Source organism: Desulfosporosinus burensis, assembly GCF_054657535.1.
In genome coordinates, this window is the sequence record NZ_BAAHYN010000016.1 from 14,923 (window position 1) to 27,688 (window position 12,766).

Here is a 12,766-nt window from a genome sequence, read left to right on the forward strand (position 1 = left end):
TTTGTCAAGATACCATAAAGGGAGTGTGGGTAGATGTTAAGCAAACCTGTGATAGGAATTACAGCAGCTCATTGTTCAGAAGAACTAAAAACCTTTCCACGGCATTATTATGTTCAGAGTATTAGAAATGCCGGTGGGATACCACTTATTCTTCCGCCTGTTCGGACATCAGAAGAAGCCAGTGAGGTTTTGCATTTAATCCATGGCTTGCTATTGACGGGTGGAGGGGATATTTCTCCTGTGTACTTAAGAGAGGATCCTCGGCACGGAGTTGGTGAATGTTTTCCAGAAAGGGATTTGGGCGAACTATTGCTGACTCAGATGGCTCTTCAACATGACCTTCCGATTCTGGGGATTTGCCGTGGTATTCAGGTTTTAGCTGTGGCAGCTGGAGGAGAGATTTATCAAGATATTCCTAGTCAGTACCCTCGAGGGATGCAACATAGACAAACCGCCCCACGACAGTACGCTTGGCACGATGTTGACGTGCTAGAAGGATCGCTGCTTTATCGATTACTTGCTGAGGGGAAAATTGGAGTCAATAGTCTTCATCATCAAGCTGTATCCGTAAATCCTCAAGGATTTATTCAAAATGCTCGTTCTTCCGATGGAATCATAGAGGGAATTGAGAAGCCAGACGCTAAGTTTTGTCTAGGAGTTCAGTGGCACCCAGAAAGTATGCTGGAAACGGAAGCGCACAGCAAGGTTTTGTTTAGAGGCTTTATTGAAGCATGTCGATCATAAAACGATGATAAACGATGTTAAACGAATAAAAAAGGACGACTAAAAGTCGTCTCTTTTTTTGTAGAGGAGACCTGCACACCCGTCGGCTAGATTCAAATAGAATGAATCCTTTACCAACGTGAGTTCCATAGCAGGTGCTTTCCCCATTTGTGTCGCGCCAAATGCGCGATCTCAATGTCAGCTCATTTATAGTTTAGAACAAGGATAAACTTTTGTCAATTTAAGATGATCGCTTTTGTAATTGACAGTTTTTTGACGGAATAAGTAAAGTGTTCACACAATTAATTATTTCATAGATTTTTTTAATCTATATAGAGGATTTTTTAAGTCGAGGAAGAATAAAGCATACATACATAACTATACATATATTTCATAAATGTATAGTGTAACATTAGAGATTGGTCAAAATATCAAAATGGAAGGAGCACCCGCTTGATTCAATTAGAAGGGGTAAATAAACATTTTGGTCATCTACACGTCTTGAAAGATATTAATCTAACGGTTAAATCGGGGGAGAAATTGGTAGTTATAGGCCCCAGTGGATCAGGCAAAAGTACATTAATTCGATGTATGAACCTTCTGGAAAAGCCTAGTTCGGGTAAAGTAACGGTGGATGGGGTAGAAATTACTGCACATAAAGCGCAGGTTGCTAAAGTCCGTCAGTCAGTGGCTATGGTTTTTCAACAATTCAATCTCTATCCCCATAAAACGGTCCTAGAGAATTTAACTCTCGCTCCTATGCTGATTAAGGGAGTCACAAAGGAGGAAGCCTCAAAGGATGGTATGGCTTTTCTTGAACGTGTTGGGCTAAGTGAAAAATCCAATGTGTATCCATCCCAACTTTCCGGGGGTCAGCAGCAACGTGTGGCTATAGCACGGGCTTTGGCCATGCGACCTAAGATTATGCTCTTTGATGAACCAACCTCGGCTTTAGATCCAGAAATGATCCAGGAAGTCCTCGATGTTATGATTGATCTGGCCCACGAGGGTATTACCATGGTAGTTGTCACACATGAAATGGGTTTTGCTAAAACAGTTGCGGATCGTGTCATTTTTATGGATGAGGGATTTATTGTCGAATCCAATACTCCGAAACAGTTTTTCGAAAATCCAACCAATGAGCGTACTAAGTCATTTTTAAGCCGAATTTTGCGTTAGTCATCATTCGGTTTTAAATCCATGGGTGGTTCTTAGATGTTCTATAAAGAAGAGTCGCTGTATTTTGCGACTAAACGATGAAGAGGGGGATTTAAGAATGAAGAAAATTGGTATGATTTTAACGAGTTTGCTATTAGTTGCAGGTTTGGTCACGGGTTGCGGGTCGACTGCACCTTCGGCTACCCCAGCACCAGCCCCAAGCGCTACAGAACAGGCGGCTGATGTCAAAGCCATTAAGGACCGTGGTGTTCTCAAAGTAGGAGTTAAAGTTGATGTACCTAAGTTCGGATATAAAGATCCAAAAACAGAAAAAGTCGAAGGTTTTGAAATTGATTTGGCTAATGTAATAGCCAAGAAAATTGGGGCTGCTAAGGTCGAAACCACAGCCGTTACGGCAAAAACTCGGGGACCTTTGCTGGATAGTGGAGACGTAGACCTTGTGATTGCGACCTTTACCGTTACTGAAGAACGTAAGAAGAGTTACAATTTCTCAGATCCTTATTTTGTCGATGGTGTAAGACTAATGGTTAAAAAGAGTGCTGGTTTTACGAGCTTAAAAGATTTGAACGGGAAAAAGATTGGCGTAGCGCAAAGTGCTACCAGTAAGAAGGCCATTCAGGAACAAGCGGATAAGGTTGGAGCTAAAGTAACCTTCTTGGAGTTCGCTACCTATCCGGAAATTAAGACAGCACTAGATTCTGGTCGAGTGGATTGTTTTTCTGTAGATGGATCCATCCTATTTGGATATATGGATGAGACAACGGTTATTTTGGATGATAGCTTTAGCCCTCAGGATTATGGAGTTGCCTCTAAACTGGGTAAAGATGGATTATCCAAATTGGTTAATGATACAATTGCTGATTTGAAAAAGTCTGGAGAACTCGTTAAAATGCAACAAAAGTGGGGTCTTAAATAGTGGTCGGACCTTTTGCCTGGTTTAAATGGGAAGCACTTTTCCGTGACTGGGAAGTATTTGCTGAGGGATTTAAAACAACTATTTCTGTAACCGTCCTTGCCCTTACGTTGGCTCTCATACTCGGAGTTATATTTGGGGTATTGGGGACCTCTCAGTGGACACTAGCCAAGGTAGTTAGTCGTGTCTACGTCGAATTCATTCAAAACACGCCACTCGTTATCCAGGTTTTCTTCCTGTATCATGGACTTCCTCACATGGGCGTTATGTTGCCTGTTTTTGCAGTGGGTGTTTTGGGTGTCGGTGTTTATCATGGCGCTTATATAGCCGAAGTGGTCAGGGCTGGAATTAACTCGATCCATAGAGGACAAATGGAAGCAGCCTTATCTCAAGGGTTTAGTTTTTGGGGGGCTATGCGGCATATTATCTTGCCGCAGGCTTCCCGCGTAGTTTTACCACCGCTCACGAATCAGGCGGTTAACTTGATTAAAAACACCTCAGTCCTGGCTATGGTCGCTGGGGGTGACCTAATGTATCGTGCGGACTCCTGGTCAAGCGATAATATTTATTACGGACCTGCGTATATTGTCGTTGGTCTACTTTATCTCCTGCTTTGTTTACCTTTAGCGACACTGACACGTCGCTTAGAACGTAAGGCGGGGGTATCAACATGATTACAGAAATTTTTAAACCCGAAATATTTCGTTTTCTTGGGCAAGGGCTTTTGACGACTCTCTACATTGCTGTCAGTGCCATTTTACTCAGTTTCATCTTTGGAACCATCCTTGGTATTGCTCGATACTCAAAACAACCTATTTTGGGGAGAATCGCTGCCTTATACATTGAGTGCGTTCGAAATATTCCTATGCTGCTCTTTATTTTAGTTTTTCGGTTTATGACCACGTTGAAACCGGTTAATTCTGGAATTGTCGCTATCGCGGTCTTCACTTCGGCCATTATTGCCGAAATTGTCCGAGGTGGTTTAAACTCCATCGACGATGGGCAGTGGGAAGCGGCGAAGTCACAGGGGTTTTCCTATCGTCAGACTTTAACGCACATTATTTTACCACAGGCCATGCACAAAATGATTCCGCCTTTAGTATCTCAGTTTATAACGGTCATTAAGGATACATCGTTTGTTTGGGTTGTAGGCGTGGAAGATCTAACCGGTAAAGGTATGATTATTTTGGGGCAACACGGCTCGACTAGTCAGGTCTTTGCAGTTTTTGGCATGATTGCTTCAACTTACTTTGTCCTTAATTATGCGCTTTCGATTTTAGCCCGTCGACAGCAGCTGAAAATGGTGCATCAAAGCTATTAAACTTATCAGAGAATGGTCTTTAAAGCAATTTTTGAGTTTGTTAGCTGACGACCCCGATAGGGTCGTCTTTTTGTATTTTATCAAGAAACAATTCTGGTTCTTGATAATGTTGTTGAAAATCACTTAGCAGTTTGCAAAAGGGAAGTTGTTGTTTCACATAATATGCTTCATAATAGAGAGAATACACTTAATTAATTTGACCTAAAAAGGGGTCATTGATCATTTTTTAGTAGGCACCCTATTCGGATGTCTTGCTTAATAACAAGGAGTGGTAATAAATGGACATGAAGCTAAAAAAGCTTCTGGAAGAAAAGAGACCCGTTATTCTCCAAAGTTGGTTCGATGCAATCATGGCGACGTATCCCGTGGATAGCTCAGGTTTTTTAAAAAAGCAAAAGGATAGGTTCCTTAATCCAGTGGGACATACGTTCTCTCAGGGAATAAATGGTATCATGGAAGCCCTAATCGCTGGGGAAGGATTTGCAGAGGAGTTGCCTTTTCTCGATGATATTATCAGTGTGAGGGCGATTCAGGATTTCACTCCAGCACAAGCGCTAACCTTTGTATTTTCCCTCAAAAAGGTGGTTCGTGAAGAACTGGAAAAGGAAATTAGACAGTACCAACTATACGATGAGTTGCTGAAGTTTGAATCAGAAGTAGATGAGTTAGCCCTTTATGCTGTTAATATCTATGTTAAATGCCGAGAACAGCTTTATGAACTTAAGACGGATGAACTCAAAAGGATGACGTTTTCGCTTTTGAAAAAGGCAAATTTGATGTCCGAACTCCCTGCGGAAGAATTTGAACATAAGGATCGTGACTTAATAAAGATCGTAGAAACAGACGCCAACCCGTCCAAAGAGTAAATAGAGAGAAGTTGAGGGACCCTGAAAATAATCGGGGTCCTTTTTTTATGATGACTTCACTAATGTTTCATAATTGATCGTACATAGACTCACATTAAGGAAGGATTCTCTTTAAAAAAAGTTTCTACCGCTATGAACTAGTCAAGAAATGAGCTAGAATAAGTCCTAACATTATGACATAAGGAGGTAGCAAAGATAATGTTTCAGATAACAGATGGAGAACTTAAGTATTTAAATGAAATAGCTTCAGAAATTAAGTACCCGAAAGGGCAGATTATTTTTTCAACCAGTCAAAGGACCAACGAGGTTTATTATATTAAAAGTGGTTTGGTTAAAATTTACCGTACTACATCGGACGGTCGTCAGGTGTCTGTTGCAATCCGTTATCCGGGTGACTTTATTGGTCTAGCTGAAGTACTCAGTAATATCAATTTAAGAGAGTATAGTGCCGAGGCAATGGACAATGTCTCGATTTTGATTATCTGGAAGGATAGTTTTAAAAAGATGCTTGTCGAAATGCCTGAGTTTTCCGAGAAATTAATCAGACTGATGAGTGATCGGTTGAGAGAAGCGCAGAATACAATCTATGATTTTATCATGAACCCCATTCAAGGGAGGCTAGCTATTCTTCTGTTAAGTATGGCAGAACGTGCAGGAAGTAAAGGTGAAGATGGTATTATTCATGTGCGATTACGGGTTACTCAGGAGGAACTTGCCTGTGTAATAGGTTCAGCACGTCAAACAATTTCGTCTCTACTCAGCTTGCTTAAGGAAGACGGGAGCATCCGATATGAAGGCAGAGAGATTATTGGTGTGAACCCAAGCAAGCTAAAAACATGGGTTCAGGAATAGTGAACGTGTTCAACTAAAGTTGAACACCGAAGCAGGACATGGGGTACACTCCCAATAATAGTTATTGGGAGTGATACGATTGAATGAAATAACACATAACTCACATTGTAATCCAGCCGACAAAATTAGAGTCCCTTGAGAGACTTTAATTTTGTCGGCTGGATTTCTTTTGTCGTTAACATGACAGAAAAGTGTCCTCAGTTTGGTTTTAACCAATCATAGTTATTGTTAAAATCTTCACATAAAACAAAACGAAGGGCGGAGGGATGAATTATCAGGTCTATAGATGGATAAAGGTTATCGTGAGTTATACATACGAAGAAATGGAGGGGTTGTACATGTCGTCGCCTGCTTTACATGCAAAGATACAGAGTGCGGATCTTAAGGCGAAATCTATTGAAACGGACAAAAATAAGAAGGCCTTACTAGGATTTATTTTCTCTTGGTTAGTATTTGCAGCAATCTTAACACTGGTTCCTACTTCCGAGAGCCTTAATGAGGGTGGTCGAGCAGCCTTGGCTGTGATGGGTTGGGCTACAATTATTTGGTTGAGTGATGGATTGCCTTTAGCGGTTTCCGGGCTAATGATACCGGTCTTATTATCTCTAACCGGAGCGGCTACTAAGCTTCCCGAAGCCTTTAGTGGCTTTACCAGTAACGTTACTTTCCTGATTCTTGGCTGTTTTATTCTCGCTGCTGTTATGCAGACCACCGGCCTAGACAAGCGGATTGCACTCAGTATTGTTTCAAGAGTTAAACCTAACGTTGGCAGTGTTCTAAAAGGTATAATCGGGGCTCACCTGGTTACTGCCGTACTCGTTCCTGCCACCAATGCTAGAGGAGCACTTTTCCTACCGATTATTCAAGGTCTAAACAGTTTGTTTGAGAAAGCGGGCGAAGGTGCTAGGGCAAGAAAAGTATTTACAATGGTCGGGATCGGTTTCGCCTCACTGGCTAGCGGGACTATTCTAATGCACAGCCATATGTCAAATGTCATCATAGCCCAAACCATTAATCAGGCCGTGAAAAAAGACGTGATTACTTGGGGTACTTGGGGCTGGATGAATTGGCCATTGCTTGGTATTTTGGTAATCATGTATTACTGGGTCAATTGGATCATGAAATCCAAAAAAATTGAAGTCCCTGGCGGAATCTCTGAAATCAGACGCCAAAAAGAAGCCATGGGTAAAATGAATGCTGCTGAATGGATTGTCTTAGTAACCTTTGGGATTGCAATTTCCTTGTGGGCGACCGAGCAAATTCATGGTTATAAAATGGCTTTAGTTGCCCTGGTAGCCGTGATGGTACTCTTTATTCCGGGGCTTACCAACCTTTCCTGGAAAAAGGTACAATATAATACGATCTTTGGGACCTGGTTGTTGCTCTGTGGTTCCCTGTCCCTAGTATCCGCCTTTGAAAAGACGGGCGTGGACAAGTGGATTGCCTCTCACCTAGTTGGTTTAGCACCAGCTTGGGGTTGGATAGGTGTTAGTATCTTCATCTGTGTGGTAGTCCAAATTAGCCGTCTAGGGATTGTGAGCAACGTTGCGGCTGTAACCCTGCTGGCTCCTATAGTAGCAGCAATGGCTCCCATGCTTGAGCTGAACACGGTAGCCTTTACAATGATGGTCTTAAATGTGGATAGTTACGCGTTCGTCTTGCCTATCTCGGTAACTGCCTGCCTGATAGCCTATGGAACTGAAGAATTCACCTTTGGCGAATTTGTTAAAGTCGGTGCTCCCTTCACCTTTATGGTGATACTCTATATGGTCTTTATCATGGTGCCCTGGTATGCATTCACAGGTTATCCCATCTGGGTGCCCACTCCATAACTTATTTAAAGGAGGAAATTTAAATGGCAAGAGCAAGTTTACCCCAATCCGTTGAAAAAATTGAAGAGGTCCGCATTGATACCGATATTCTAATTATCGGAGCAGGAAATGCCGGTTGTTTCGCAGCCATCGAAGCTAAGCGTCTCAACCCTGATTTGAAAGTGACTCTAATGGAGAAAGCCCACATCGATCGCAGTGGATGCCTAGCAGGTGGAATGGATGCGATTAACACCTATATTAAAAAAGATCGTACCATCGAAGACTTCGTGCGTTGGAGTCGTTCTCAGGCTGGTGGGTTGATCCGCGAAGATTTGACCATTTCGATGGCAGAAGTTTTAAACAAGCCTATCGAAGAATGGGAAGAGTGGGGTATGCCCATTAAGTATGAAGAAGACGGCGATGAATACAAAACTAGGGGTAAATGGGATATCACGATCAGTGGTTCTGAGATGAAGGTCATTTTGGCAGAAAAGACCCGTCAAACTGGCTGTGAAATCATAAATCGTGTAGTCGCTACCAACTACCTGATGGAGGGCAATAAAGTCATTGGCGCTATTGGTTTTGGTGTGAGAGATGGCAAGGTATACATCATACGAGCTAAGGCTACCATTATAGCCACTGGTGGCGCAGCTGGTTTGTATAAGCCCTATCAAAACGATGGTAATGATAGCCACCACCAGCTCTGGTATGCCCCCTTTAACGTAGGAACCGGTTTTGCGATCGGTATTCGTCAAGGTGCTGAAATGACCACGTTTGAAATGCGCTGGTGTGCCACCCGAACCAAAGATTTTAATGGACCCATCGATACTATTTCAGTGGGTTATAAAACACCCATGATTAACTGCAAGGGTGAGCAAATTCTAAAAACCCGTTACGCTCACCTAGGTGGGGATGCCGCTCCCCGCTATATCCGGGCTAACGCGCCGATGGATGAGTGGCGTGAGGGTCGTGGTCCTTGCTATGTGGATACCACCCACATGACTTCAGATCAAATCCATGACATGAAATACGATTATCTGAATGAGCGCCCCAGTTATGTCTTATTCCTGGCCAGCCGAGCCCAGGATTTAAAAAAGGAACCCATTGAAATTTATGGCTCTGATCCCTATATTGTGGGTGGGCATACGGCGAGCGGTTACTGGGTTGATGTAAAAAGAGCGACTACCTTACCGGGATTATATGCCTGTGGTGATGTGGCGGGTGGCACACCCAATAAATTTGTGGGTGGTTGTGCTGCTGAGGGACTCTTGTCCGCTAGGGCGGCCGTAGACTATGTGGCTAGTGTCGAGCAGGGTAACCTTAACGAGGAGCAAATTGCGAAGGAGAAGGACAGGATTTTTGCACCTGGTTTCCGCAGTATTTCCGTGGGTGACGGTGTTAAACCGCGAGAAATGGAAGAAAGGCTTCAGCGGCTGATGGATGAATATGCAGGGGGGGTACACCAATTTTTCAGAATGAACAAAGAAGGCCTGGAATATGCCCTGCATAACCTCAAGACTTTGAAGGATCAAGTCAAATACCTAATCGCCACAGATCTTCATGAGTTGATGGATGCTCACGAAGTCATCGATCGATTAGATGTGGCTCAAGTGCTGGTGCACCACCTGATGTATCGTGAAGAAACAAGATGGGCAGGCTGGCAGACCCGTGCAGATTTCCCAGAAAAGAATGATCAAAAATTCGATTGCTTTGTAAACTCTCGTTATAATCCTGAAACTGGAGACGTAGAAATGTTTACTCGCCCCTATGAACAAATTATCTCAGGTGATCGTTTAAAAGCTTAAGAAAGGAGGGTGACGAGATGCCACCAGTAGTATATCAAGATAAATGCCAAGGGTGCGGGAAATGTGAAGAGATCTGTCCCGGAGATTTGATGGAATTAAATGAGGAAAAGAAAGCCTTTTGCCGGGCTAAGAGAGATTGTTGGGACTGTATGGCGTGTGTAAAAGCCTGCCGATTCGAGGCCATTGAAACTCGTATTCCCTATCAATTGGGGTACTATCCAGCTAGACTTATTCCCAAGGTGAGAGAAAAAGAAATTGAATGGACCTGCATCGATATTAATGGGAAGGTGGATAAGTTCTTGGTAAGGACCCACAATAAATAAGAATCACAACAGAGTTAACCTTGAATTCACAAATTATGCCTAACTTCAAGAATCCTTGGAAGCCAATCAGATTAGGCATATTCAAGGATTCTTCGCTAAGATATTGAGTTCTACTTGTTTGAGATCTTGTAGAGGAATTTGAGCATTTAGGGATAGGGATTATACATTAAGATTCTAAAAAAATTAGTCAACAGAAGGTCAATAGTAAAAGCAAGAAGTGGCTAAGGTCGTTGACCTTAGCCACTTCTTGCTTAGGATTCAGAGTAAGATTTATTAGCGAGCCAAATAGTTACTTAAATAGTTAAACGAAGTATCTGAAATGACCGCACTTCCGCCGAGCAAGTAAGTCTCGCGAATTTGACCGCTGTTGTCTGCCAAGAAGTTCAGGACACTGGCTTTGTTTAAATGCTTGTCCACGAGGATGATGGGGCTATCAGTATGTGCGGCAAGTGCAGATCCAGCTAGTGCATCGGGGAAGTTTTCTCCAGCCGCGATCATGACAGTATTAATATCGGCGCGGAGTCCCTTTGCGATAGCAATGCTTGTTTCGTATTGGTCCATTCCCCAGTACCGTACAACAGTTCTACTTTCATCATTACTATTGGCCTTTGTGACATTAACTACCTTTACAGGAGCGGCAGAAATAGGCAAATCACTTACTTGATAGCCATTGCCTAGCTGACCGCTGCCGTTGGCTCCTAGAGTCCAAATAGTGCCATCCTTTTTAAGTGCCATCGTCAGGTAAGCACCAGCACTTACGGAAGTAACATCTTTCAAGGAGGGGATTTGAACAGGTGCGTCGAACCACTGCTGTTCCGTGTTTCCTAGTTGCAGGAGTTCGTTGCTCCCCCATCCCCAGACAGTTCCGTCCTCTTTTAAAGCTAGGCTGTGGCTAAACCCAGCTGACACACTGACAATATCAGAAATTCCGTTTACCTGTGTTAGGTTCGTGAAATTTAACATGCCTTCTTTACCATCTGTTCCAAGGATCACTTTTTGCGCGCCCCAAGTCCAGACGGTACCATCGTTTTTGAGTGCTAAGGACCAGGCACTGTTTGCACTGTGCCATGGAATGTCGAGCGTTTGCTTTGTAGAAGAAGACTGGGTCATAGAATTACACACGAATACCTGCAATTACATAACAGCCTTTTTCCTAAAAATGTGGGAATACCGTCCCTATCTTCATGAGAAATTCATAACTTTTTCATAAGTAAATCGTATCCAAGAGTTACACTAAGGACATGGAAGAACGGCAAACAAAAACGAGTAAAAAGTAAAATTATGAGGAGGAATATAAAATGAAAAAACTTAGTAAGAAAATAACAGTCATCTTAGGAACCGCAACGTTAGCAGTAGGAATCATGGCTATACCGACATTGGCCGGGACAGATTTACAAGGTACGGGATGGTACGATCAAATGCCTGGATTTATGCAAAAGAACTTTTCCCTGGAACAGCATCAAACCTTGATGAATTCAAGCGAAATGCAAAACCTTCATAACTCGCAGGGAATGCAAGATGCAATGCAAACCGGAGACATTAAAAAAATGCAAGAACTCATGAATTCAGATCCAGCGATTAAGGCTCAAATGGGGCAAGATAACCTTGATAAAATGAACGAATTCATGAGTGATTCGGGAGGGAGTATGATGACCAGCGGACAGGGTATGGCTGGTTCGATAGGAACCATGATGAATAGTAGCGGAAGCGCAATGTCATCTCAATACTAATTAAAAGGGGAGATTTCAAATGATGCTTGGTTTAATACTAGTAGTCGTCGTAGCGTTTTACTTGAGTAATTCATCAAATTCTAATGCATCATGCTGTATTAACCATCAATCTAATACGCATACTGCACAAGAGATTTTGGCTGAACGTTACGCACGGGGGGAGATTACCAGAGAGGATTACCTTGAACGGAAACAAGAACTGTCAGGGCAAAAACAGCAAATATCCATTAAAAAGGGATAACATAGCGGTTACTTAATGAATGGAAGTCAATATCTAAGGCTGTTTTATGGAAAATCAATTTAAAGGAGGAATTTTCATGATGGGTGGCTGGGGTAATATGATGGGTGGCTGGGGATATGGTGGTTATGGAAGCGGCGGATATGGTGGTTATGGAAGCGGCGGATATGGGATAATGGGGATAGGAATGCTTATCTTTTGGATTGGGATTATTCTACTGGGTATCTATTTATTTCGTCGCAACACCTCGAACGTTCAAGCAGGAGGGCTAGGTAAGCATAGTGGAATAGATATCCTGCGTGAAAGATATGCGCGTGGCGAAATAGATTCCGCTGAGTATCAGAGCCGGAAACAGGATTTAGAGGGTAAATGAGTTAGAAAACGATAAAAGCGGCTGAGGAATAACTCCTTAGCCGTATTTATGGTTAAAATCTTTTGGACCAAAGGAAATCCTGCTTATCGCTAAAATAAAAGAGTAGAACTCATTTCCAAAAATTGTGCATTGACAAATGAGAATCAATATCCATACATTAATCATGAAGATCGGGTCCGAAAGGACCCATTACTTTCACACTCTATTGATAATGAATATCAAAATCAAATTCTGGGGAGGAGATTGACTTTGAGAAAAAAGTTAGCCGTAGTGTTATTAGGTTTGATACTTATCTTTAGTTTAGCGCCAGCGGCTATGGCAGCAGGTCAGTCCTTTAGCAGTGTGGTCGTGGAAATCGATAAACACCTGCAAGATGCTTATTCCACTTATAAGCAGAGTGACGTGGCTGGGGCCAAAAATTCAAGACATTAATAATTCAAGATGCACTCGTTTATCGGCCTTTCAGTATTCTCACCAATACCCAAACCACCCAGACCAAAGATGAGAACGTCTTAATCAACCTACTTCATGATCACGAGTTGTTATCGGATATTTTAAGAAAGAATTATAATGAACTAGAGAAACACGCGAGTGAGGTTCGTTTTACTCACCCAGCAGTGAGTAGTCGGAAA

The 12,766-nt window shown here is 42.6% G+C and carries 15 protein-coding genes; 14 read left to right on the forward strand and 1 reads right to left on the reverse strand.

What is annotated here, in order from left to right:
- Positions 1–33 precede the first annotated feature (33 nt).
- The 10 genes from ACYQ3Q_RS23475 to ACYQ3Q_RS23520 all read left to right on the forward strand — a co-directional run bounded on the left by ACYQ3Q_RS23475 (position 34) and on the right by ACYQ3Q_RS23520 (position 9,793).
- Entirely contained in the window at positions 34–744 is a 711-nt protein-coding gene (locus ACYQ3Q_RS23475; RefSeq protein WP_459930872.1) for a gamma-glutamyl-gamma-aminobutyrate hydrolase family protein, read from the forward strand.
- Positions 745–1,176: 432 nt separating this feature from the next.
- Positions 1,177–1,902 (forward strand): amino acid ABC transporter ATP-binding protein, encoded by a 726-nt coding sequence (locus ACYQ3Q_RS23480; protein WP_459930873.1) that lies wholly within the window; start codon positions 1,177–1,179, stop codon positions 1,900–1,902.
- Positions 1,903–1,999: 97 nt separating this feature from the next.
- Positions 2,000–2,818, forward strand: a complete 819-nt coding sequence (locus tag ACYQ3Q_RS23485; protein ID WP_459930874.1) for a transporter substrate-binding domain-containing protein — start codon at positions 2,000–2,002, stop codon at positions 2,816–2,818.
- The gene (locus ACYQ3Q_RS23490; RefSeq protein ID WP_459930875.1) at positions 2,818–3,489 is read left to right on the forward strand and encodes an amino acid ABC transporter permease; all 672 of its coding nucleotides are present in this window, start codon (positions 2,818–2,820) and stop codon (positions 3,487–3,489) included. Before ACYQ3Q_RS23485 ends, ACYQ3Q_RS23490 begins: the two co-directional genes overlap by 1 nt.
- Positions 3,486–4,136 (forward strand): amino acid ABC transporter permease, encoded by a 651-nt coding sequence (locus tag ACYQ3Q_RS23495; RefSeq protein ID WP_459930876.1) that lies wholly within the window; start codon positions 3,486–3,488, stop codon positions 4,134–4,136. The genes ACYQ3Q_RS23490 and ACYQ3Q_RS23495 overlap by 4 nt, the downstream gene beginning before the upstream one ends.
- Positions 4,137–4,414: 278 nt before the next feature.
- Positions 4,415–5,002: an RsbRD N-terminal domain-containing protein gene (locus ACYQ3Q_RS23500; RefSeq protein WP_459930877.1), complete on the forward strand. Its 588-nt coding sequence runs from the start codon at positions 4,415–4,417 to the stop codon at positions 5,000–5,002.
- Positions 5,003–5,200: 198 nt separating this feature from the next.
- Positions 5,201–5,854: a Crp/Fnr family transcriptional regulator gene (locus tag ACYQ3Q_RS23505; protein WP_459930878.1), complete on the forward strand. Its 654-nt coding sequence runs from the start codon at positions 5,201–5,203 to the stop codon at positions 5,852–5,854.
- Positions 5,855–6,192: 338 nt separating this feature from the next.
- Complete coding sequence (locus tag ACYQ3Q_RS23510) at positions 6,193–7,686, forward strand: SLC13 family permease (protein ID WP_459930879.1); 1,494 nt, start codon at positions 6,193–6,195, stop codon at positions 7,684–7,686.
- A gap of 23 nt (positions 7,687–7,709) precedes the next feature.
- Positions 7,710–9,470, forward strand: a complete 1,761-nt coding sequence (locus ACYQ3Q_RS23515; protein ID WP_459930880.1) for an adenylyl-sulfate reductase subunit alpha — start codon at positions 7,710–7,712, stop codon at positions 9,468–9,470.
- Positions 9,471–9,487: 17 nt separating this feature from the next.
- Positions 9,488–9,793, forward strand: a complete 306-nt coding sequence (locus ACYQ3Q_RS23520) for a 4Fe-4S binding protein (RefSeq protein WP_459930881.1) — start codon at positions 9,488–9,490, stop codon at positions 9,791–9,793.
- A gap of 273 nt (positions 9,794–10,066) precedes the next feature.
- Here ACYQ3Q_RS23520 and ACYQ3Q_RS23525 read toward each other — a convergent pair whose 3' ends face one another.
- Positions 10,067–10,786 carry a cell wall-binding repeat-containing protein gene (locus ACYQ3Q_RS23525; protein ID WP_459930882.1) on the reverse strand — a complete coding sequence of 240 codons (720 nt, stop codon included), beginning with the start codon at positions 10,784–10,786 and terminating at the stop codon, positions 10,067–10,069.
- Between the two features lie 305 nt (positions 10,787–11,091).
- On the opposite strand from ACYQ3Q_RS23525, the gene ACYQ3Q_RS23530 reads away from it, so the two are divergent.
- The 4 genes from ACYQ3Q_RS23530 (at position 11,092) to ACYQ3Q_RS23545 (ending at position 12,566) form a co-directional block, all read left to right on the forward strand.
- Complete coding sequence (locus ACYQ3Q_RS23530) at positions 11,092–11,523, forward strand: hypothetical protein (RefSeq protein ID WP_459930883.1); 432 nt, start codon at positions 11,092–11,094, stop codon at positions 11,521–11,523.
- A gap of 19 nt (positions 11,524–11,542) precedes the next feature.
- Positions 11,543–11,764 (forward strand): SHOCT domain-containing protein, encoded by a 222-nt coding sequence (locus ACYQ3Q_RS23535; RefSeq protein ID WP_459930884.1) that lies wholly within the window; start codon positions 11,543–11,545, stop codon positions 11,762–11,764.
- 76 nt (positions 11,765–11,840) lie between these two features.
- On the forward strand, positions 11,841–12,134 hold the full coding sequence (locus ACYQ3Q_RS23540) for an SHOCT domain-containing protein (RefSeq protein WP_459930885.1): 294 nt from the start codon (positions 11,841–11,843) through the stop codon (positions 12,132–12,134).
- A gap of 249 nt (positions 12,135–12,383) precedes the next feature.
- Entirely contained in the window at positions 12,384–12,566 is a 183-nt protein-coding gene (locus ACYQ3Q_RS23545; protein WP_459930886.1) for a hypothetical protein, read from the forward strand.
- The last annotated feature ends 200 nt before the right edge of the window (positions 12,567–12,766 follow it).